Origin of the sequence: Nocardia sp. NPDC020380, from assembly GCF_044386975.1 — a bacterium.
Taxonomy (GTDB): domain Bacteria; phylum Actinomycetota; class Actinomycetes; order Mycobacteriales; family Mycobacteriaceae; genus Nocardia.
In genome coordinates this window covers 81572-102452 of sequence record NZ_JBIRVQ010000005.1, presented here as the reverse complement: position 1 = coordinate 102452, position 20881 = coordinate 81572, and the positions used below count along the sequence as shown (strand labels likewise).

Here is a 20881-nt window from a genome sequence, read left to right as displayed (position 1 = left end):
GGCTGATGGAGGTGGGGACATGCGTAGAAGAGTCGTTGCCGCAGCGATTTTGGCAATCGCCGCAGGTTTGCTGAGTCCGATGATCGCTACTCCGGCAACTGCCCGGGCGGCCTCGGTGGTCCGTGTCGACGAGCTGAGCGCGACCCGCTCGGCGATCTTCGTCGACTCGCCCGCCATGGGCCGCACCATTCAGGTGCAGGTGCTGCATCCGCCGGGCGGCGGTTCCCGCCCCACCTACTATCTGCTCGACGGCCTGGACCCGGGTGCGACCCAGAGCACCTGGACCAATGCCACCGACGCCGAACCCTTCTTCCAGGGCAAGGACGTGAACGTGGTGCTGCCCATGGGCGGTCAGGCCAGTTACTACACCGACTGGGCCGCCGACGATCCGCGTTTCGGCCGCTACCAGTGGGAAACCTTTCTGACACAAGAGCTTCCGCCGTTGATCGACGCGAACTTCTCGGGTAACGGGGTGAACGCCATCGGCGGGCTGTCGATGGGCGGTATCGCGGCTTTCGTTCTGGCGGTGCGGCATCCGGACATGTATCGCGCGGTGGCGGGTTACAGCGCGTGCCCGGATCTCAGCATCGCGGAGGGCGCCATCCTGTTCTCGATCGCGAATCGCGGTGGGAATCCGCTGAACATGTGGGGCGGGCCGGCGAGTCCCGAATGGGCGGCGCACGATCCGGCCGTGCTGACCGAGGCGCTGCGCGGTAAGACGCTCTTCCTGTCCACCGGCACGGGTATCCCCGGTCCGCACGAGCTGGAGATCAAACCGCAGCTGCCGGAGAACATCTTCTTCGGCGGTCCCATCGAGTTCGGTGTGGATGCCTGTGTCACGTCGTTCGAGCAGCGGCTGCGGTCGCTGAACATTCCGGCGCGGGTGGAGCACAATGCGGTCGGCACGCATTCGTGGTCGTACTGGCAGGACACACTGCACGATTCGTGGCCGACCATCGGTCCCGCGATCGGCGCGTGACCGGGCGCGGGTGAATCAGGCGCCGGGACGGTTGAATTCGCCGTCCTTGGCGCCGGCCACGAAGGCCTGCCATTCGCCGGGTGTGAAGATCAGTACGGGCCCTTCGGGATTGCGTGAGTCACGCAATCCGATATTGCCGCTGGCGAGGAAGGCGATCTCGACGCCGTCGGTGCGGTCGTCGCTGCGCCGCCAGACGGCGCCGGCCTCGATTTCGCGGTTCTTCGCTTCCACTAACGGCCTCCCCGGGTATTTATGACAGCGAGTACTGGTCGGTGATGCGGATCGCACTCATAATGCCAGGGTTTGTGCGGGGCCCGGATCGGATATTCCATTCTGTGTCAGCGGAAGGAGGTCTGGTGCGCACGCCATGGTCGTCCCAGCAGCGGGCAGCTCCCGTCTCCGATACCTGCTCGGAGGTCCCGGAACACTTCAATCGGGAACTCGCGAACAGTATCTTGCGGATTCACAGCAGCTGTCCGACTGATCAGTGTCCACGCCGGAAGGCAGCGGTGTTCTATCTCTACGAGCATCATCCACGGATGAACGCGTCGCGCTCGCGGCGCACCAGATAGGGAAGTCAGCGCTCGGTAGCGGAGGAGTTCAGCGCCCGGTGCTCCGCCGGGCGCGGACTCGCCGCCAGTTCAGCGTCACCGCCACGATCAGCAGTCCCGCGCCGAAACCCAGCTGCGCATGCGGGAACCACTGCTTGTGCACGATCTGCTGTGGGGCGGTGAGGTGCTGGAGTTCGGTGAAGGTGGCGGGAGTGCCCTGCGTGACGGTGGCCGGCGCGGGCGTCGGGATGATCAGCGCGGCCTTGCCGGTGTCCCCGGTCAGGCCGATCCGCATATCGATGGTTTCCCGCTGTCCGTCCCAGCCGAGGAGGGCGGTTTCGGTGGCGGAGACCACAGTGCCGCCCGGCGGATTCGCGACGCCGCCGCAGGCGCAGGCGGATGCCGGTGCGGCCCACCCGATTCCGCTCGCTCCGATGATCAGTCCCAGCACCGCCGTGATCCGCGCTGTCCTCCCCGACATGCCCGCGAGCCTACCCAGCAGGAACGGGTCCCGTGGCGCTACTAACGTGGAGCCATGGCTTTGGACAGTGGTAGCGCGACCTCACAATCCGGCGCAGTGGTGACGGCGCCGATCGCCAAGCGGGTGCCGACGGAGCGCGTGCACCACGGGGATGTCTTCACCGATGAGTACGAGTGGCTGCGGGAGAAGGAGAATCCCGAGGTCATCGCGTATCTGGAGGCGGAGAACGCGTATACGGAGGCGCAGACCGAGCGGCTGGCCCCGCTGCGGGAGAAGCTGTTCGAGGAGATCAAGGGCCGTATCCGCGAAACCGATATGTCACTGCCCACTCGCCGCGGTGATTACTGGTACTACTCGCGCTCGTTCGAAGGTAAGCAGCACGGCGTGCACTGCCGCTGCCCGATCGCCGATCCCGGTGACTGGAACCCGCCGACGCTGGCCCCCGATGTCGAGATCCCGGGGGAGGAGGTGCTGCTGGACGAGAACGTACTGGCCGAGGGCCACGATTTCTTCTCCATGGGCGCGTTCTCCCTCAGCCGCGCGGGGGATCTGCTGGCCTATTCGGTCGATACGTCCGGCGATGAGCGATTCACGCTGCGTATCAAGGACCTGCGCACCGGTGAGCTGCTGAGCGATGAGATCTCCGGGATCTTCTACGGCGCGACCTGGTCGCCGGACGGCACGCATCTCTTCTATCAGACGGTGGACGACGCCTGGCGGGCCGACAAGGTGTGGCGGCACCGGGTGGGCACCGGCCACGAGGCCGATGTGCTGGTCTTCCACGAGGAGGACGAGGCGTTCTCGGTCGGCGTCGGCATCACGCATTCGAAGAAGTATCTGGTCATCGGCAGCAGCTCCAAGATCACCAGCGAGGACTGGATCCTGGAAGCGGACAACCCGGAGGGCGAGTTCCGGGTGCTGATGCCGCGCCGTGAGGGCGTGGAGTATTCGGCCGAGCACGCGGTCATCGGCGGTGCGGACAAGCTGCTCATCCTGCACAACGATGTGGTGGACGGGGTGAAGGCGGTGAACTTCGTGCTCGCCGTGGCCCCGCTGGACGATCCGGCCGACATGACCGTGCTCATCCCGCATCGCGACGATGTGCGGCTGGAGGGCATCGATTCCTTCGCCGACAAGCTGGTGCTGAGCTACCGCAAGGACGCGACGCCGCGAATCGCCTTGTGGCCGTTGACCGCCGACGGCCTGGGCGAGTTGACGGACATCGACTTCGGGCTGTCGCTGTTCTCGGCCGGGCTGGGCGGTAACCCGGAGTGGGATCTGCCGATGCTGCGCGTGGCGGTCACCTCCTTCATCACGCCCACGCGGGTGTACGACTATGTCCCCGGCACGGGCGAGCTGATCCTGCGCAAGGAGCAGGAGGTGGTGGGCGGCTACAACCCCGACGACTATGTGCAGCAACGGGATTGGGCGGTCGCCGAGGACGGCACCCGGGTGCCGATCTCGCTGGTGATGCGCAGGGACGCGCCGGCGGGCCCGAAGCCGCTGCTGTTGTACGGGTACGGCTCCTACGAGTCCCCGATCGACCCGTACTTCTCGGTGCCGCGCCTGTCGCTGATGGACCGTGGCATGGTGTTCGCGGTCGCGCACGTGCGTGGCGGCGGTGAGCTGGGGCGGCTCTGGTACGACAACGGCAAGATGCTCACCAAGAAGAACACCTTCACCGATTTCGTTGCGGTGGCAAGGCATCTCGCGGATACCGGGGTGACGGCGGCCGGTCGCATCGTGGCCGACGGCGGCAGCGCGGGCGGTCTGCTCATGGGCGCGGTGGCGAACCTGGCGCCGGAGCTGTTCGCGGGCATTCTCACCAATGTGCCGTTCGTGGACCCGCTGACCTCCATCCTGGATCCGTCGCTGCCGCTCACCATCACCGAATGGGACGAGTGGGGTAATCCCTTGGCGGACAAGGAAGTCTACGAGTACATGAAGTCGTACGCGCCGTACGAGAACGTGGCGGCCAAGGACTACCCGGCCATCCTCGCCATCACGGGCCTGAACGACACCCGAGTCATGTACGTGGAACCGGCCAAGTGGGTCGCGAAACTGCGCGCCACCAAGACCGGTGACTCGCAGCTGCTGCTGAAGACCGATATGACCTCCGGGCACGGCGGGGTCAGCGGCCGCTACGAGAAGATCAAGGAGACGGCGTTCGAGTTCGCCTGGGCGCTGGACACGGTCGGTCTCGCCGACGCGTGAAGCGGCCGGGTCAGCCGATTTTCAGGTGTGAGGTGTCGGCGCTGGGCCCCAGCGCCTTCGCCTTCACCTCGTCCGGCGGGATCCAGGACGGCTTCTTCATCCGTTCGATGACGAGCGGCACCGCGCAGAACACGATGGCGCCGCCGGCCACCAGGGCGATATAGGTGCCCTTGTTGCCGATGGGCAGCTGTGAGGGCGGGACGAACGCCAGGACGAACGCGAAAGCGACCGCCAGGAAACCGATTCCGGCGAAGAGCCACATGCCGAGGGTGCCGCCGGGAATCTTGAAGGCGCGCGGCAGGTCCGGTTGCGTGTAGCGCAGCCGGATCGCCGCGGCGTACATGACCATGTAGATGATCAGGTACAGGCTCACCGCCATGGCGGAGATGAGGAAGAACGCCGAGCTGACATCGTCCATGAACAGGTAGATGGACGACAGCAGTGACACGATGACGCCCTGGATGATCAGGATATTGACCTGTACGCCACGGGAATTCACCTTCTGCAGCACCGGCGGCAGCATGCCGTCGTGCGCGGTGGCGAGCACACCGCGGCTGGGCCCGAGGATCCACGCCAGCACACCGGCCAGCGCACCGTAGGCAATGAGCGCGGACAGGATGCGCACCGGCCAGGTGGAACTGATCATCTCGGTGAAGCCGGAGCTGAAGGCGTCGAAAACCCCGGTGTTCAAGTTGATCTCCGGATAGGGCACGATGCCGGCCACCGCGAGCGCGCCCAGGGTGAAGATGCCGAAGGCGGTCGCGGCGGCGATCATGATGGCGGCCGGATAGCCCTTGGCCGGATTCTTCAGCTCGGTGGAGTGCACGCCCTGTGATTCCACGCCGGCGAAGTTGAGCAGGATGCCGGCCAGGAAGGCGAGCCCGGAAAGCCCTGCGAGATAAGGGAAGAAGCGCGGCGAGTCGTGCCCGTCGCGCACGGTGGTGACGTCGGGGTTGTGGGTGTGCTGCCAGCCGATGGAGTGCCCGGTGGAGATCCACCAGATGAACACCAGCACCAGGATGATGCCCGGCAGCGCGGTACCGAGCAGGAAGCCGGCGCGGGTCACCTTCAGCGCGAACTGGTTGCTCACGAAGGCGATGGCCGTGCACAGCCAGAAAGCGGCGATGGCGAAAATGCCCACGTAGATATGGTTCTGGGCGATATCGGGCCGGTCGAAGGCGAAGGCCACGCCGGCCGCGGCGAAGCTCATGCCGGTCGGGTAGAAGACGATCACCTGGATCCAGGACAGGAAGATGACGGCGAAGCCTGCCCGCTTGCCGAATGCCCCGCTGATCCAGGCGTACAGACCGCCGGCCTTGTCGGCGTACATGCTGCCGAGTTCGGCGGCCACCAGGCCTGCGGGGATGAGGAAGAGGATGGTGGAGAAGCCGATGTAGGCGAACATTGTCATCTCTTCCTTGGCCATCATGGGCAGCCCGCGCAGGCTGGTGACGATGGATGCGGCGGTGGTGAAGCCGAGGGCCGAGACGGTCAGATACTTCGTGGTTCCCGCAACGCTTTTCGGCGGGGACGAGACGGAAGTCCCAGTGGCAGCCGACCGCTCGGCCGCGCTCACTTACCGGCCGCCTTGCGCCGTGCGCGCAGCTCCTCCGTCGAGACGACCGGGGTCGCATTGTGGGTGAAGCCGCCGGATTCCTCCCGGCTGAGCGAGGAGCTGGGCGGATGTTTGTCGAGTGATTCGAGCGCTCGTTTCATGTCGGCGAGCAGCAGGTCCGCCATGTCGTGGCTGAAGCCGTGCCGGACCAGGACCCGCATGATGGTCTCGTGCTGCCGGTCGTTGGGCAGTGGGTAGGCGGCGACGAGCCAGCCGCGGGTGCGGAGTTTCTCGGAGAGGTCGTAGAGGTTGAAGCTGTGGCCGTCCTTCAGCTTCCAGGAGACGGCGGCGATGCCCTTGCGCGGGTCGCCGTCGTGGATGAGGTCGAACAGGCCGAGCCGGTGCAGCCCGTTGGCCAGGTGCAGGGCGACGGAATAGGTGGCGCCCTGGGCGCGCCGGTAGCCGACGTGGCCGAGCCGGATGAACTCGTAGTAGGAGGTCACCACCTGCCCGCCGGGCCGGGAGAAGTTGAGGTTGAAGGTGGCCATATTGCCGCCGAGGTAGTCGACATTGAAGATGAGTTCCTCGGGCAGATCCTCGATGCTGCGCCAGATGGCCCAGCCCGCGCCGAGCGGGGCGAGACCGGTCTTGTGGCCGGAGGCGTTGATGGATTTCACCCGGCTCAGGCGGAAGTCCCAGCAGATGTCGGGTGCGGTGAAGGGGGCGAGGAAGCCGCCGCTGGCCGCGTCGACGTGGATGGGGATGTCAAGTCCGGTCTTGGCCTGCAGGTCGTCGAGGGCCTTGCTGATGCCTTCCACGTCCTCGAAGAGCCCGGTGAAGGTCTGGCCGAAGGTGGGCACCACCATGATGGTGTTCTCGTCGCAGTGGGCGGCGATATCGTCGGGGTGCATGGTCAATCGGTCACCGCGCAGCGGGATTTGGCGGATCTCCACGTCGAAGTAGCGCGCGAACTTCTCCCAGCAGACCTGGACCGGCCCGCACACGAAGTTGGGGACGCCCTTGCCGCCGCGTTTGCGCCAGCGGAATTTGGCGGCGAGGCCGCCGAGCATGGCGGCTTCGCTGGAGCCGGTGGTGGAGGTGCCGGGGGTGGTGGCCGGGTCGGGGGCCTGCCACAGGTCGGCGAGCATGTGGACGCAGCGGCGTTCCAGCTCGGCGGTCTGCGGGTATTCGTCCTTGTCGACGATGTTCTTGTCGATGGATTCGTTCATCAGGCGGCGGGCGTGCTCGTCGACCCAGGTGGTGCAGAAGGTGGCGAGGTTCATCCGGGAGACGCCGTCGAGCAGCAGTTCGTCGTGGACGACCTGGTAGGCGACTTGCGGGAGCATCTCGGGTTTGGGGAATCCGCCCTTGGGCGCGCCGGCCTCCAGGCCGGGCATGGCGAAAAGGTCGTCGGATTCCGAGCTGCCGGTCATACGGCCTCCAGTCGTGTTCAAGGCATGGTTCGCCATGAATTCAACGCCAGTCCCCGGACTATTGAAACTGGTTGGGCAAGCGATCGTTTCGTAATCAAGATAGCGTTGCTGAACGGTTACTATGCAAGGCTATGGACTATCGGCATGTCGTCGAGCAGGTGATGTCCACTACGGCCCCGCACATCGGTGAGGGTGCGGTCGCCGACTACATTCCGGGCCTCGCCGAGGTGGATCCCAAGCAGTTCGGGTTCGCCGTCGCGACCGTCGACGGACAGGTCTATACCGGCGGTGACGTGGACGTTCCCTTCGCCATCGAGAGCATTTCGAAGGCCTTCGCGCTGGCGCTGGTATTGAGCCGCAAGGACACCGACATCTGGCAGCGGGTGCGGCGGGAGCCGTCGGGGCTGGCCTTCAACGACGTGATCGAACTCCAACTGGAGAACGGTATTCCGCGCAATCCGTACATAAACCCGGGTGCAATCGTTGTCGCTGATCAGTTGCTGGCCGATACCGGCGATGCCGTGAAGGCGCTCCGCGACCTGCTCCGGGCCGAATCCGGCAACCCCGCCCTCGAAATCGACAGCGTGATCGCCGAGAGCGAACTACGCACCGGCGACCGCAATCGCGCCATCGCCTACCTGATGGCGAGCTTCGGAAACATGCGCAACAGTGTGGATCTCGCGTTGGACCACTACTTCCGGCAGTGCTCGTTCAGCATCACCTGCGCCGAACTCGCCAAGGCCGGTTTGCTCATCGCCCGGCACGGACTGCGCGCCGACGGATCCCGGCTGCTCGAGCGGGACGACGCCCGGCACATCACCGCCCTCATGACCATGTGTGGAACCTACGACGGCGCAGGTGATTACGCGTATCGGATCGGGCTGCCGGTCAAGAGCGGGGTGGGTGGCGGGCTGCTCGCGGTGGTGCCGGATACCTGTTCGATCGCGGCGTGGGGACCCGGTCTGGACGACAAGGGCAATTCGGTATCGGGCGCGGTGGCGCTCGAGGCCTTCGTGCGCGCGGGTGGTTTCTCGGTCTTCTGATGCTCGGTGTTCTGCTCCTCGTCGTCGCGGAAAGGATTGCTGATGACCGGCACGGTGACCAAGGCAGCCACGGCCACCAACTACATGTCCTGGGTGACGCTGGCGCTCATGACCACCAGTTCGGTGGCCAGCCTGCGCGCCGCGCCGACCATGGCCGTCTACGGCCTGGCCTGCGTGTTCCTGTACCTGTTGCCCGCGTTGCTGTTCCTGCTGCCGACCGCGTTCGTGGCGGCCGAGCTGGCGTCCGGCTGGGCGGGTGGCGTGTACAAGTGGGTGGGCGAGGGGATCTCGCAGCCGATGGGGTTCCTGGCGGTGTGGTGCCAGTTCGCCATGACGATCTTCTACTACCCGAGCCTGCTGGCCTACGTGGCAAGCACTTTCGCGTACATCATCAATCCGGCGCTGGCGGCCAACGGCCTGTATGTGGCGATCGTGATCATCACCATCTACTGGGTGGCGGTGTACGTGTCCTCGCAGGGCACCAAAACCGTTGCGGGGCTGTCGAGTATGGGTTTGATCATCGGGACGCTGATTCCCGGTGCGCTGCTGGTGATCCTGGGTTTCGTCTTCCTGGGGCAGGGCAATCCGTCCGCCGCGCCGATGGATTTCGATCATCTCTTCCCGGCCTGGACCGGGCTGGCCAGTCTGGTGCTGATCGTCAACAACTTCCTGTCCTATGCGGGCATGGAGATGAACGCCGTTCACGTCTCCTCCCTGAAGGATCCGGGTAAGGAGTATCCGAAGGCCATGGCCACGGCGGTGGGCCTGGTGCTGGTGATCTTCATCGTGCCGGCGGTGATCATCAGCTGGGTGGTGCCGTCGCAGAATCTGAGCCTGACCGCGGGCGTCATGCAGGCGTTCGACGGGTTCTTCAATCACTTCAAGATCGGGTTCCTGACCCCGGTGCTGGGCGTCATGCTGGTGGCGGCGGCGCTGGGCGGCATGCTCACCTGGCTGGCCGGGCCGTCCAAGGGATTGCTGCTCATCGGGCGGCAGGAGGGTTATCTGCCGCCGATCCTCACCCGGCTGAACAAGCATGGCGTGCAACAGAACATGCTGGTGGCGCAGGGCGTCGTGACCACGCTGCTGGCGCTGCTGTACGCGTTCATCCCGAATGTCTCCAGCGCGTACTGGATTCTGTCGGTGATCACCACGCAGGTGTACCTGATCATGTACGTGCTCATGTTCATCGCGGCCATCCGGTTGCGCCGGGATCAGCCCGCCCATCCGCGCGGCTACAAGGCGCCGGCGTTGATCGCGCTGTGCGGGCTGGGCACGGTGTCCTCTATCGCGGCCTTCCTCATCGGCTTCGTGCCGCCCTCGCAGTACGGCAGCGGTAATGCCCTCGGGTATGTGCTGCTCATCGGGCTCGGCATGGGCGTGGTGGGCCTGCTGATCCCGTACCTGTTCCTGCGATTCCGTCAGCCCGGGTGGAGGACCGAGATCCCCGAGGCGGCGGCGGCATGACCGAACTCGGCAATGCGCCCAAGGAAGCCCGCCGCATGGTGTACATCGTGGTGGCGGTGGTGCTGGCGGCCATCGCGATCGTGGGGATCATCGTGTTCAACCAGCATCGGGTGAACGACACCGCATTACGCCGCGCGCAGGTGCTGCAGTCCCGGCTCGCTGCGGCCGGGCTGGCCTCGCCGGATCCGCAGGTGATCGCCGATTCGCTCGGCGAGGACGGGGGATTGGTGTGCCAGAACCCGTCGTCGCCGCTGATCAAGGCCCGTTACGAAGCGTCGATCACCAACGGCGCCAGCGGTCCCGGCGCCCGCCCGATCATCGCAGACAAGGACGTCTTCACCGCCACCGCGCTCGCCATCGAGGTCTATTGTCCGGACCGGCTTGCGTCGTACCTGGAGGAAACCGGCACCCTGAAGAAGGGGGACACGGTGAAATCGGATACGCACCAATGAGACAGGAGACCCGATGACCACAACCACTGGGACGCAGGATGATGCACGCACCGCCGCGCTGCGTTCCGCCGTCCGCGACCTCATGCCGCGTGCGAAAAGTGATCTCACCGAACTGGTTTCGTACAAATCGGTGTACGACCCGCGCCAGTTCCCGATCGAGGAATGCCACAAGGCCGCGCAGTGGGTGGCCGACGCCTTCATCGCCGCAGGCCTCACCGACGCCGCCCTGCACGAAACCCCCGACGGCAGTATGGCCGTCATCGCCCACCACCCGGCCCCGCCCGGCGCGCCGACCATCATGCTGTACTGCCACTACGACGTGCAGCCCCCGCTCGGCGACGACGCCTGGCACACCCCGGTCTGGCAGCTGACCGAGAAGAACGGCCGCTGGTACGGGCGCGGCAGCGCCGACTGCAAGGGCAATATCGTCACCCACCTGACCGCGCTGCGCGCCCTGCGCCAGGTGCATGGGGACGACCTCCCGGTCGGTCTGGTGCTGGTCGCCGAGGGTTCGGAAGAGCAGGGCACCGGCGGCCTGGAGGAATTCGTCCCGAAGAATGTGGAGCTGCTCCGCGCCGACACCCTCCTCATCTGCGACTGCGGCAATTTCGCGGTCGGCGTGCCGACCTTCACGCAGACCCTGCGCGGCAATGTGAACGTGCTCGTCACCGTCGAAACGATCAGCGGCCCACTGCATTCCGGCATGTTCGGCGGCGCGGCCCCGGACGCCCTGGCCGCCATGATCCGGCTGCTCTCCACCCTCCGTGACGAGCACGGCAACACCACCGTGGACGGTCTGCGCGGCGACCAGACCTGGGACGGCCATGAATACCCGGCCGACCAGTTCCGCACCGATGCGAGCGTGCTGGACGGCGTGGATCTGCTCGGCAGCGGCAAGGTGGCCGACATGCTCTGGGCGCGACCGGCCTTGACCGTGCTTGGCATGGACGTGCCGCCGGTGGTCGGCTCGTCGGCGGCCATCCAGCCCAAGACCCGGGCCCGCCTCAACCTCCGGATCCCGCCGGGCATCAAGCCCGAGGATGCCCTGAAATCCCTTACCGCGCACCTGGAATCGCACACCCCGTGGCATGCGAAGGTGACCGTCGAGACCGAGGCCACGGGCTCACCGTTCGTCGGCAGCACCGACGGGCCCGCCCGCAAGGCCATGGAAGCGGCCTTCGCCGCCTCGTACGGCCGTCCCGCCACCACCGAGGGCCAGGGTGGTTCCATCCCCCTTTGCAACGTTTTCGCGGACACCTATCCGGACGCGGAGATCATGCTCATGGGCGTCGAGGAACCGAAATGCCTGATCCACGCCCCCAACGAGAGTGTCGACCCCACTGAAATCGAGCACATGGCACTGGCCGAGGCATTGTTCCTGGCCTCGTACCGGAACGCTTGATCCAGTGGCAATTAGGTAGCAAACTCAACGATCGATGGAGTGACCGCACGATCCCTGCGACCAGCTAGGAGACGCTCGTGTCCGTCTTTCTGTATCGGTGGGGCAGGTTCGCGTACCGGCGCAAGTGGATCGTGTTGCCGGTCTGGCTGTTGTTGTTCATCGTGCTGGGCGGCCTCGGCGCCAAGCTCGAAGAGCCGATGAGCAATGACTTCAACCTGCCCAATCTGCCGTCGGAGCGGGCCACCGAGATCTTGGACAAGCATTTCCCGGGTATGTCGCAGGGTTTCGAGCCGGGTGCGGTCACCGCCGTCTACGTGATCGGGGCGCCCGCGGGGACCAAGCTCACCGATGCGGGTAATCAGCAGGCGATCCAGTCGCTGGTGGACGACCTGGGCGGGCTGGGCATCGTCGATCACAGCAAACCGCTGACGAACCCGGTCGCCGCGGCGCAGTCCATGGGCTGTCTCGACGGTGACCGCACCTCCAGCGCGTTCATCTCCAAATGCAGTAACGCGCCGTTGAACGTGCTCAACGGTCAGGACCCGGATTCGGTTGCGGTACTGAATGTTCCGTTCACCATCAAGAACTTCGCGGACGTCACCGCGGACGATCGCAAGATCGCCTACGCCGCCGGGGATTCCGCGCGCCAGGCCGGGCTGACCGTGGAGATGTCGGGCACCCTGGCCATGGAGCAGCAGCAGCCCAGTGGCAAGTCCGAGATGATCGGTATGGCCTTCGCGCTCGTGGTCATGGTGATCTCGTTCGGGGCCATCGTGGCGGCGTTCGTGCCGATCGTGACGGCCGTGGTGGGGCTGGGGGCGGCGACCTCGCTGATCTTCCTCGGTACGTCCGTCATCGACGTGCCGAGCTTCACCACCTTCCTGGCGTCCATGATCGGCATCGCGCTGTCCATCGACTACGCGCTGTTCATCGTGTCCAGGTTCAAACATGAACTGGCGGTACAGGAGTCACCCGAGGAAGCCGCGGGCGTGGCGCTGGGCACCGCGGGCTCGGCGGTGGTGTTCGCGGGCCTCACCGTCATCATCGCGCTGGTCGGGCTGGCCATCGTCGGAGTGCGATTCCTGACCTTCATGGGCCTTGGCGGCGCGGTGGCGGCCGGATTCGCGGTGCTGGTGGCGCTCACCCTCATGCCGGCGCTGCTGGGCGCGCTGGGGCGATTCCTGTTCAAGCCGAAGATCCCCGGCATCGCACAGCACGATCCGGAGGACGACACCCAGGTCACCAATGGCATGCGGGTCGGCCGGGCGATCGGGCGTATGCCCGTGGTGGCGCTGATCCTGAGCATTCTGGTGCTGGGCCTGCTCGCCTTGCCCGCCACCAGGATTCAGCTGGGCCTGCCCGGCGAGGACAGCATGCCCAAGACCACCACCATCCGGAAGGCGTACGACCTGCGCACCGCGGGCTTCGGCGCGGGCAGCAACGGCGTGCTGCAGATCGCCGTCGACCTGTCGAAGGTGCCGGCGGATCAGCGGCAGGCGGCGCTCGACGCATTGCACGACAAGCTCGCCTCCTACTCGGACATGAACTACGTGACCAACCCGGTGCTCAGTCCCGACGGGCAGGGCGCGCAATTCCAGGGCGTGCCCAAGACCGGGCCCAATGATCAGGACACCAAGAACCTGGTGAGCGAGGCCCGCGACGCCGAGGCGCAACTCCAGGCGCAATACGGCATGCAATACGGAATCACCGGCACCACAGCCATTTACGCGGATATCGACCATGTGCTGCTGAGCAAGATCGTGCCGTATCTGGCCATTGTGGCGGGCGCGGCGTTCCTGCTGCTGATCGCCGTATTCCGTTCCGTCCTGGTGCCTTTGACGGCCGCGCTCGGCTTCCTGCTATCCATGGCCGCCACTTTCGGTGCGACGGTGCTGATATTCCAGGACGGCAAATTCGGCATCATCTCCGAGCCGCGACCCATCATCAGTTTCATGCCGATCATGTTGATCGGCTTGGTATTCGGTCTCGCCATGGACTATCAGGTGTTCCTGGTGACCCGCATGCGCGAGGAATTCGTGCACGGCAAACCGCCCACCGAGGCCATGGTCTCGGGTTATCACCACGGCGCGCGGGTGGTGACCTCGGCGGCCATCATCATGATCTTCGTGTTCGGCTCCTTCATGCTGGAGCCCGATGTGACCGCCAAGTCCATGGGTTTCGCGCTGGCCGCGGGCGTGCTGCTGGACGCCTTCCTGGTGCGCATGGTGCTGATCCCGTCGCTGCTGGTGCTGATGGGCAAGTGGGCGTGGTGGATTCCGAACTGGCTCAGCAAGATCGTGCCCGATATCGACGTGGAGGGCGCGCGCCTGCGGGAGATCCAGCGGCGGGCGGCGGCGGTGCGCGAGGAGGAACCGTCCGGCGTGCACTGAGGCACGCGGTGCGATGAACCGCGGCAACCGCTACGCTGCCCGGCCATGACCGATCATGCCCGGGCAGCAGCGGCGCTGCTCCGCGACAGCGGCCAGTTCAAGTGGTACGTGATTCCGCTCCTGCTGGTCGTCATCTACGTCTACGCGACCGAGGTGGAACGCCGGAACTGGAATGTCTTCTTCGCCGGCCTGGCGCTGTGGGGCATGGACTGGTTCAACGAGATCTGGAATTCGCTGGTCTTCCACGCCACCGGGCGCGCGCCGGTATGGGGCACCAGCGGCCCGACGGCCTATCAGATCCTGATCGGGCTGAATATCGAGATCTGTTTCATGTTCGCCATCATGGGCGTGGCGGCGGCGAAAATGCTGCCGCCCAAGGAAACTCGAATTCTCGGATTGCCCAACCGGCCCGTGCTGATCGCCGTGAATTCGGCCGCCGCGGTCTGCGTCGAGGTGCTGCTGAACAAGGCGGGCGTGCTCACCTGGGACTGGTCCTGGTGGCACGCCGGCGTCCCGTACCTGATCTGGCTGCTCGGCTATGTGCCGTTCTTCATCGCCTGTTTCTGGGTGTACGACCTGCCGTCGGTGCGGTCGAAAGCCCTTGCCGTGGGCGCGATCCTGGGAATCGACGCCCTCGGCCTGATCGTGTTCGGCGCGCTCGGCTGGTTGTGACCGCTCAGAATTCGGTGTGATCCTCGGCCTGGATGACGCGGAATTCCGTTTCCACGGGCGACATTTCGTTGAGCCGGCCGAAATAGAGCCCCTGCGCCTCGGGCGCGATGATCCCGAAGTGGATGGGGAAGGCGAAACGCGGATTCACCGCGCGGAGGTAATCGACCGTCTCGTGGATCTTCATCCACGGCGCGACGGACGGAATCGCGAGCACGCCGACCGGGGTGGACGGCACCCACAGCGAGTCGCCCGGATGCACGAGCTGCGACGGGTCGTCGGGCGTGCCGAGCTGGAAGACGGTGTTGTCGATGACCGGGATCTCCGGGTGGATGACCGCGTGCCGTCCACCGCCGCCGGTGATCTGCACGTTCCCGACCTTCAGCACCTCGCCGGCGCGCACGGCCTCCCAGGGCTCGCCGCGCAGGAGCGCCGTCTGCGGATCCGAGAGCAGCCGGGCCTGCGGATTCGCCGCGATGAGCGCCTCGATGCGGTTCGGGCAGATGTGATCGGGATGCTGATGCGTCACCGCGATGGCATCGAGCCCGGTGATGCCCTCGAAACCGTGGGAGAAGTTGCCCGGATCGAACAGGATCCTGGTGCCGTCCTTCTCCACGAGAATGCATGAGTGTCCGAAATGGGCTATGCGCATATGGCTACGGTAACTCCGGAAGGGTGTGGCCCGCGCCACGAACGGGCTGACCCGGCAGTGGGTCTGCGGGCCGGTCCAACTACTCTGATCTGCGAAACCCCCGCTCGGTACGTACGTAAGTCCGGGCGCCGCCCCACCAGTTGAGGAGCAACGCGTGGCACGTGTCGTGGTCGAGGTGATGCCGAAGGCCGAAATCCTGGATCCGCAGGGTCAAGCCATTGTCGGCGCGCTGGGGCGCCTGGGACACCCGGGAATCTCGGATGTGCGGCAGGGCAAGCGATTCGAGCTCGACGTGGACGACAGCGTGAGCGACGCCGAACTCGAGCAGATCGCCGAATCGCTGCTGGCCAATATCGTGATCGAGGAATGGAAGGTCGTCCGGCTGTGACCGCGCGCATCGGAGTCATCACCTTCCCGGGCACCCTCGACGATGTCGATGCCGCCCGCGCGGTGAAGCTGTCCGGCGCCGAGGCGGTCGCACTCTGGCACGCCGATCACGACCTCGAGCAGGTCGACGCGGTCGTGGTGCCCGGTGGCTTCTCCTACGGCGACTACCTGCGTGCCGGCGCCATCGCCAGCATGGCCCCCGTGATGACCGAGGTCATCCGGGCCGCCGGGCAGGGCCTGCCGATCCTGGGTATCTGCAACGGCTTCCAGATCCTGTGCGAGGCCGGGCTGCTGCCGGGCGCGCTCACCCGCAACGAGGGCCTGCACTTCGTCTGCCGCGATCAGTGGCTGACCGTCGAGCAGACCGACACCGCGTGGACCTCCCGCTACGAGCCGGGCGCGCAGATCCTCATCCCGGTCAAGAACGCCGAGGGCCGCTTCCAGGCGTCGCAGGAAGTGCTCGACGAGCTCGAGGGCGAGAACCGGGTGGTCTTCCGCTACACCGGCGGCAACCCCAATGGTTCGCAGCGCGATATCGCGGGCATCACCTCGGCCAACCGCCGGGTGGTCGGCCTGATGCCGCATCCCGAGCACGCCACCGAGGCGCTCACCGGGCCCAGCGACGACGGACTGGGACTGTTCCTGTCCGTGCTGGATTCGCTGGTTTCGGCTTAACTATGGGGGCTCCGGGGGCATAGCCCCCGCATGCTTCCCGAATCAGCAGATTCGGTCCAGAACTTCGAACTTCACCCCGTCGGCACGTGCGATGTAACCGGGTAGGACTACCTGGTGGCCATCGAAACCCACGCTGCCCGACGGGGTTTCGAGTTTCTGGCCGTCCGAAACGGCCGCGTGGAAGCTCTTGACTTCCATCGATCCCGCGGCTTGAGCCATGGCTCGCAGCGTGTGTACCGCCTCGTATTCGGTATTGCTGAAGTTGGTCAGGGCGGGGGCGAACTCGCCGTGCATGCGGCGGTAGCGGTCGAGGCGGTCACCGCCTTCGGCGCCCTCCACAAAGAAACTGGACGGTACATACAAATTGCGGTTGGCCGGCGCTCCGCCCGCGAGCAGAACATTGTCGTCGACCGCGGGACTGATCCGTAGCTGTTTGTAATCTCGTCCGATTTGGGCGAATTTTTTATTGAAACGCGCAACATCGGCCCCCACGAGAAGAACGATCACACCGTCCACGTGATCCAGCCGAGGGTCCGCCAGGAAATCCTCGAAATCGGTACTTCCGAGTGGAACAAATTGCTCTAAAGGGACAAAACGGTCAAGTTGGGCAGCGCCTCGCGCACCCAGTTCCGCGCGCACCGCATCGGCCGTACGCCGCGGCCACACATAGTCGTTGCCGATGATCGCCCACCGCTGCGCGCCCAATTCTCTGCGCAGCCAGCGCAAGGCGGGCAGGATCTGATGCGCCGGATCGGAACCGACCATGAACAGGCCCGGGGGCGGATCCTGCACGCCCTCGTTGTCCGTCGCGAACAGGTACGGAACCCGCCCCGACGTCACCTGCGCGACCGCGCCGCGCACCCGCGAGGTGTGCCAGCCGGTGATCGCGTGCACCATGCCGGTGGCCAGCAGCGCCGAAACCTCCAGCGCGACTTCGCCCGGTTCGCGGCCGCCGTCGATGTGGGTGGCGCGTAATTCGCGACCGAGAATTCCTGTCCCACTGTTGATTTCTTCCACGGCCAGAGAAATGGCCGCCTCACAGGAAGGGGCGAAGATACCTCCCGGTCCCTGCTGCGGGACTATGTTCAGGATCTCTATACAGTTTTCGGGATTCCCGCCGAACGGGGACATCGGTTACCCTTCCCCTCGATCGATCTATTTTTTGTGTGAACGGGCGGGAAAATATGGCGACAATTCTAGGTGGTGTTTCCACCTTGCATGGAGCGCTGCGGGCGGCCGAACGTAGTTGGCTTCGTCACCTGGACGCCGCACTGTGTGCCAGGAGACTGACCGCTGACCAGTGGTCCATGCTCACGAATCTCTCGGCCGAGAACGGCATCACGATGAGCGAACTGGCCGCTCGGTCACAACTCGCTCCCTCCTCGGCAACCCGGCATGCCGACCATCTCGCCGAACGCGGCCTGATCTTCCGCGTCGCCGCTTCCGACGACCGCCGCCGCATCCTCATCGGCCTCAGCCGCCGCGGCGTGGAACTCGTGGAAGAGGTCCGCGCCGAAGAGGTTCGCGCCGAAGCCGAACTACGCCGCCGCCTGGGTGGCGACGACTACCTGGAACTCGTCCGGCTCCTGGAACGCGTTACCGAAGCGCCGCAACCCGACTGAAACGGTCCCCCCTGATCAGGGGAAACTGAACCGGACATGCTTAGGATTCAAGGCATGCCAGTTGCCGAGACGACCGCGACCGCTGCCGGACTGTGTGAATTCATCGACGCGTCTCCGTCCCCGTTCCACGTGTGCCGGACGGTGGCCGCGGAACTGGATGATCATGGCTTCACCAGGCTCTCCGAATCAGCGCCGTGGCCGTCCAGCAGCGCCGGACGTTATTACGTGGTGCGCGGCGGCTCGCTGGTCGCCTGGGCCGACGGCGGCCCCGGTGCGCCAACGGGATTCCGCACCGGGCAGGCCACCCCCTTCCGGGTGGTCGGCGCCCACACCGACAGTCCCAATCTGCGGGTGAAGCAGCATCCCGACATGGCCGTGGCCGGCTGGCAGATGGTCGGGCTCGAGCCGTACGGCGGCGCCTGGCTCAACTCCTGGCTGGACCGCGACCTCGGCATCTCCGGCCGCATCTCGGTGCGCGACGGAAACGTGCTGCGCGAGCGCCTGATTCGCATCGACGAACCGATCCTGCGCGTCCCGCAGCTGGCCATCCACCTGTCCGAGGACCGCCGCGGCGTCACCCTCGACCCGCAGCGGCACGTGAACGCGGTGTGGGGGATCGGCGGCGAACCGCGCTCCTTCCTCGCCTTCCTGGCCGAACGGTCCGGCATCGAGCCCAGCGCCGTGCTCGGCTGGGAACTCATGACCCACGATCTGGTGCCGTCCAAGCTGATCGGCCGCGACCTGGATCTGGTGAGCGCGCCCCGCCTCGACAATCAGGGCACCTGTTATTCGGGCCTGCGCGCCTTCCTGGCGGCCATCAACGAGCCCGGCGCGGCCGTACCCGTCTTCGCCATGTTCGATCACGAGGAGGTCGGCTCGCAATCCGACCGCGGCGCCCAATCCGGGCTGCTGCCCACGGTTCTGGAGCGCATCGTCCTGACGCGCGGCGGCGGGCGCGCCGAATACCTGGCCGCGCTGGCCGGTTCGGTCTGCGCCTCCGGCGACATGGCGCACGCCACCCACCCCAACTACCCCGACCGGCACGAGCCGATGCACCGCATCGAGGTGAACGGCGGACCGGTGCTGAAGGTCAACCAGAATCTGCGCTACGCCACCGACGCCACGGGCGCCGGCGCTTTCGCCCTGGCCTGCGCGCAGGCGGATGTTCCGTTGCAGCGCTACGTCCACCGCGCCGATCTGCCCTGCGGTTCCACCATCGGCCCGATGACGGCAGCCCGCACCGGCATGCCGACGGTCGACGTCGGCGCCGCGCAGCTGGCCATGCACTCGGCCCGCGAAATGATGGGCGCCGCAGACATTCCCGCCTACGCGGCGGCGCTCGCGGCCTTCCTCACGCCCGAACCGGCCAGGTAAGAAGACCGAAAGAAGGGGTTGGGCCTTGGGCCCCAACCCCTTCGTCTTCGTTCCGAGTGCGCCCTACGCCTCGAGAGCGGCGGCCTTCTTGGCATCCGGGACCGGACGGTAGGTCAACACGGCCACGATGAAGATGGCCAGCGTGAACACCACATAGCTGCTGCCGATGATCTGTTCCCACCAGGCCCAGCGCAGTTCGCGATCCCCGTCGTGCGGCAGCAGCCACTGCGGGCCGATGGCGAACATGGCGATGGCCAGTCCGGTCGCCCCGAGGAACAGCGGACTGCGATGCCCGCGGGCGATGGCGTCGGCCGCCACGATCAGCGCCGGCGCGATCCACACCCAGTGATGCGACCAGGAGACCGGCGAAATCAGCAGCACCGTAGCCGCATTCACCATGAGCGCCGCCACATTGGCGCCGACCGAGAACAGCCGGCTCATCCACACCGCGGCCAGCGCGATGGCCAGCGCGGACAGCAGCACCCAGATCATGGTCGCCGCGGAATCCGAGACGCCCAGGCGGAAGGCGAAACCCTTCAGCGACTGATTGCCCGCGAAGTACGGCGGCCCGATACGCCCGGTATCGGACAGGGTGTGGAACCAGTACTGCACCGAATCATGCGGGAACAGAATGAAACCCACGCCGATCGCGCCGATGCTGCCCAGGACCAGCCCGGCCGCGCCCTTCCAGTCCCGGCGCAGCACGAAGTAGAGGAGATAGCCGGCGGGCGTCAGCTTCACCGACACCGCGATGCCGATGAGCACGCCGCGCGGCCAGAAGGGCTTGCGCACCAGGCAATCCAGCGCGATCGCCGCCATCAGCACCATATTGATCTGCCCGAACCCGTAGGTCTGGCGGATCGGTTCCAGTAGCTGCAGCACGCCCACGCCACCCAGCACGAGGGACAGCCGGACCAGCCGATCCATCGACGGCCGGATGCGGTCCAGCACCACCCACAGCGTGATGCCCAGCGAGGCGACGGAGGTGGCGAGCACCGCCCATTCGGCCACCGGCAGCGACATGATGGCCAGCGGCGCGAAGAACAGGGCGGCCAGCGGCGGATAGGTGAACGGCAGTCCGAGCCCGTACACCGGCGGCATCGGGCCGTACAGGTCCTTGTTGTCCAGCCAGGCCCGCGCGCCGTTCCGATACACCTGTAGATCGATGTATCCGTGCCAGAACTGGGCGGCATAACTGATCCAGGCGGATACCGCGAACAGGACCACCGCTACCACCAGCAGCTGGACCTGTCGCCGAGACAGCCCTCTTGGCATGGTCACGGGCTTCTCGCGCTTCTCGGTCGGATCCGCGACCCCGGATCGATCGTTCACCGGGACAGACTAGCTGGGCCGGTGGCACCTGTTCCCTGTGACCTCGGAAGGCGACAACTGATCTCGTGAGATCTGGGTAACTTCCCGGGTACGACCGAAATTGGTTCGGCGTGTGACCGCCGGCACGCGTGCGGGACCGTCGACGGCACCCGGCCGTGCGCCGAGTCGCGGGGAGGCGGGGGAGCCGAAGCGGCAGATCCGGC

At 66.0% G+C, this 20881-nt stretch carries 19 protein-coding genes; 12 read left to right on the top strand and 7 right to left on the bottom strand.

The window, feature by feature from the left end:
- Positions 1-19: 19 nt before the first annotated feature.
- The gene (locus ACH438_RS14355) at positions 20-979 is read left to right on the top strand and encodes an alpha/beta hydrolase (protein WP_397005068.1); all 960 of its coding nucleotides are present in this window, start codon (positions 20-22) and stop codon (positions 977-979) included.
- A gap of 15 nt (positions 980-994) precedes the next feature.
- Here ACH438_RS14355 and ACH438_RS14350 read toward each other — a convergent pair whose 3' ends face one another.
- Both ACH438_RS14350 and ACH438_RS14345 read right to left on the bottom strand, forming a co-directional pair.
- Positions 995-1210 (bottom strand): DUF397 domain-containing protein, encoded by a 216-nt coding sequence (locus tag ACH438_RS14350; RefSeq protein ID WP_397005066.1) that lies wholly within the window; start codon positions 1208-1210, stop codon positions 995-997.
- A gap of 369 nt (positions 1211-1579) precedes the next feature.
- Entirely contained in the window at positions 1580-2011 is a 432-nt protein-coding gene (locus ACH438_RS14345; protein WP_397005064.1) for a DUF2330 domain-containing protein, read from the bottom strand.
- 54 nt (positions 2012-2065) lie between these two features.
- Here ACH438_RS14345 and ACH438_RS14340 point away from each other — a divergent pair, with 54 nt between their 5' ends.
- Positions 2066-4225 carry a S9 family peptidase gene (locus ACH438_RS14340; protein WP_397005062.1) on the top strand — a complete coding sequence of 720 codons (2160 nt, stop codon included), beginning with the start codon at positions 2066-2068 and terminating at the stop codon, positions 4223-4225.
- A gap of 10 nt (positions 4226-4235) precedes the next feature.
- Here the strand turns inward: ACH438_RS14340 and ACH438_RS14335 are convergent, their stop codons facing one another.
- Together ACH438_RS14335 and ACH438_RS14330 are read right to left on the bottom strand one after the other, a co-directional pair.
- Positions 4236-5801 carry an amino acid permease gene (locus ACH438_RS14335; protein ID WP_397005060.1) on the bottom strand — a complete coding sequence of 522 codons (1566 nt, stop codon included), beginning with the start codon at positions 5799-5801 and terminating at the stop codon, positions 4236-4238.
- On the bottom strand, positions 5798-7213 hold the full coding sequence (locus ACH438_RS14330; RefSeq protein ID WP_397005058.1) for a glutamate decarboxylase: 1416 nt from the start codon (positions 7211-7213) through the stop codon (positions 5798-5800). The genes ACH438_RS14335 and ACH438_RS14330 overlap by 4 nt, the downstream gene beginning before the upstream one ends.
- A gap of 131 nt (positions 7214-7344) precedes the next feature.
- Here ACH438_RS14330 and ACH438_RS14325 point away from each other — a divergent pair, with 131 nt between their 5' ends.
- From ACH438_RS14325 to ACH438_RS14300, 6 genes are all read left to right on the top strand, one after another.
- The gene (locus ACH438_RS14325; RefSeq protein WP_397005056.1) at positions 7345-8256 is read left to right on the top strand and encodes a glutaminase; all 912 of its coding nucleotides are present in this window, start codon (positions 7345-7347) and stop codon (positions 8254-8256) included.
- A gap of 42 nt (positions 8257-8298) precedes the next feature.
- Complete coding sequence (locus ACH438_RS14320; protein ID WP_397005054.1) at positions 8299-9723, top strand: APC family permease; 1425 nt, start codon at positions 8299-8301, stop codon at positions 9721-9723.
- Positions 9720-10175, top strand: a complete 456-nt coding sequence (locus ACH438_RS14315) for a hypothetical protein (RefSeq protein ID WP_397005052.1) — start codon at positions 9720-9722, stop codon at positions 10173-10175. The genes ACH438_RS14320 and ACH438_RS14315 overlap by 4 nt, the downstream gene beginning before the upstream one ends.
- Before the next feature lie 13 nt (positions 10176-10188).
- Positions 10189-11577: a dipeptidase gene (locus ACH438_RS14310; protein WP_397005050.1), complete on the top strand. Its 1389-nt coding sequence runs from the start codon at positions 10189-10191 to the stop codon at positions 11575-11577.
- Between the two features lie 77 nt (positions 11578-11654).
- Entirely contained in the window at positions 11655-13967 is a 2313-nt protein-coding gene (locus ACH438_RS14305) for an MMPL family transporter (protein WP_397005048.1), read from the top strand.
- Positions 13968-14012: 45 nt separating this feature from the next.
- Complete coding sequence (locus tag ACH438_RS14300; protein ID WP_397005046.1) at positions 14013-14639, top strand: hypothetical protein; 627 nt, start codon at positions 14013-14015, stop codon at positions 14637-14639.
- Positions 14640-14643: 4 nt separating this feature from the next.
- Here the strand turns inward: ACH438_RS14300 and ACH438_RS14295 are convergent, their stop codons facing one another.
- Positions 14644-15288: an MBL fold metallo-hydrolase gene (locus tag ACH438_RS14295; RefSeq protein ID WP_397005044.1), complete on the bottom strand. Its 645-nt coding sequence runs from the start codon at positions 15286-15288 to the stop codon at positions 14644-14646.
- 154 nt (positions 15289-15442) lie between these two features.
- On the opposite strand from ACH438_RS14295, the gene purS reads away from it, so the two are divergent.
- Together purS and purQ are read left to right on the top strand one after the other, a co-directional pair.
- Complete coding sequence (gene purS, locus ACH438_RS14290) at positions 15443-15676, top strand: phosphoribosylformylglycinamidine synthase subunit PurS (protein WP_397005042.1); 234 nt, start codon at positions 15443-15445, stop codon at positions 15674-15676.
- Entirely contained in the window at positions 15673-16350 is a 678-nt protein-coding gene (gene purQ / locus ACH438_RS14285; RefSeq protein WP_397005040.1) for a phosphoribosylformylglycinamidine synthase subunit PurQ, read from the top strand. Before purS ends, purQ begins: the two co-directional genes overlap by 4 nt.
- Positions 16351-16392: 42 nt before the next feature.
- Here the strand turns inward: purQ and ACH438_RS14280 are convergent, their stop codons facing one another.
- Positions 16393-17481 carry a substrate-binding domain-containing protein gene (locus tag ACH438_RS14280; RefSeq protein ID WP_397005038.1) on the bottom strand — a complete coding sequence of 363 codons (1089 nt, stop codon included), beginning with the start codon at positions 17479-17481 and terminating at the stop codon, positions 16393-16395.
- Positions 17482-17534: 53 nt separating this feature from the next.
- Between ACH438_RS14280 and ACH438_RS14275 the strand changes: the two genes are divergently transcribed.
- Positions 17535-17972, top strand: coding sequence for a MarR family winged helix-turn-helix transcriptional regulator (locus tag ACH438_RS14275; RefSeq protein ID WP_397005036.1), 438 nt, complete (start codon positions 17535-17537; stop codon positions 17970-17972).
- A gap of 54 nt (positions 17973-18026) precedes the next feature.
- On the top strand, positions 18027-19346 hold the full coding sequence (locus tag ACH438_RS14270) for a M18 family aminopeptidase (RefSeq protein WP_397005034.1): 1320 nt from the start codon (positions 18027-18029) through the stop codon (positions 19344-19346).
- Between the two features lie 63 nt (positions 19347-19409).
- On the opposite strand, the gene ACH438_RS14265 is transcribed toward ACH438_RS14270, so the two are convergent.
- A complete protein-coding gene (locus ACH438_RS14265; protein WP_397005032.1) occupies positions 19410-20678 on the bottom strand; it encodes a glycosyltransferase 87 family protein in 1269 nt (422 codons plus the stop codon).
- Positions 20679-20881 lie beyond the last annotated feature (203 nt).

Excerpts from the sequence above, each read along its gene's own strand:
- ACH438_RS14355 (WP_397005068.1), top strand. The coding sequence starts at position 20 with ATGCGTAGAAGAGTCGTTGCCGCAGCGATTTTGGCAATCGCCGCAGGT.
- ACH438_RS14345 (WP_397005064.1), bottom strand. The coding sequence starts at position 2,011 with ATGTCGGGGAGGACAGCGCGGATCACGGCGGTGCTGGGACTGATCATC.
- ACH438_RS14340 (WP_397005062.1), top strand. The coding sequence starts at position 2,066 with ATGGCTTTGGACAGTGGTAGCGCGACCTCACAATCCGGCGCAGTGGTG.
- ACH438_RS14330 (WP_397005058.1), bottom strand. The coding sequence starts at position 7,213 with ATGACCGGCAGCTCGGAATCCGACGACCTTTTCGCCATGCCCGGCCTG.
- ACH438_RS14325 (WP_397005056.1), top strand. The coding sequence starts at position 7,345 with ATGGACTATCGGCATGTCGTCGAGCAGGTGATGTCCACTACGGCCCCG.
- ACH438_RS14320 (WP_397005054.1), top strand. The coding sequence starts at position 8,299 with ATGACCGGCACGGTGACCAAGGCAGCCACGGCCACCAACTACATGTCC.
- ACH438_RS14315 (WP_397005052.1), top strand. The coding sequence starts at position 9,720 with ATGACCGAACTCGGCAATGCGCCCAAGGAAGCCCGCCGCATGGTGTAC.
- ACH438_RS14310 (WP_397005050.1), top strand. The coding sequence starts at position 10,189 with ATGACCACAACCACTGGGACGCAGGATGATGCACGCACCGCCGCGCTG.
- ACH438_RS14300 (WP_397005046.1), top strand. The coding sequence starts at position 14,013 with ATGACCGATCATGCCCGGGCAGCAGCGGCGCTGCTCCGCGACAGCGGC.
- ACH438_RS14295 (WP_397005044.1), bottom strand. The coding sequence starts at position 15,288 with ATGCGCATAGCCCATTTCGGACACTCATGCATTCTCGTGGAGAAGGAC.
- ACH438_RS14280 (WP_397005038.1), bottom strand. The coding sequence starts at position 17,481 with ATGTCCCCGTTCGGCGGGAATCCCGAAAACTGTATAGAGATCCTGAAC.
- ACH438_RS14275 (WP_397005036.1), top strand. The coding sequence starts at position 17,535 with ATGGCGACAATTCTAGGTGGTGTTTCCACCTTGCATGGAGCGCTGCGG.
- ACH438_RS14270 (WP_397005034.1), top strand. The coding sequence starts at position 18,027 with ATGCCAGTTGCCGAGACGACCGCGACCGCTGCCGGACTGTGTGAATTC.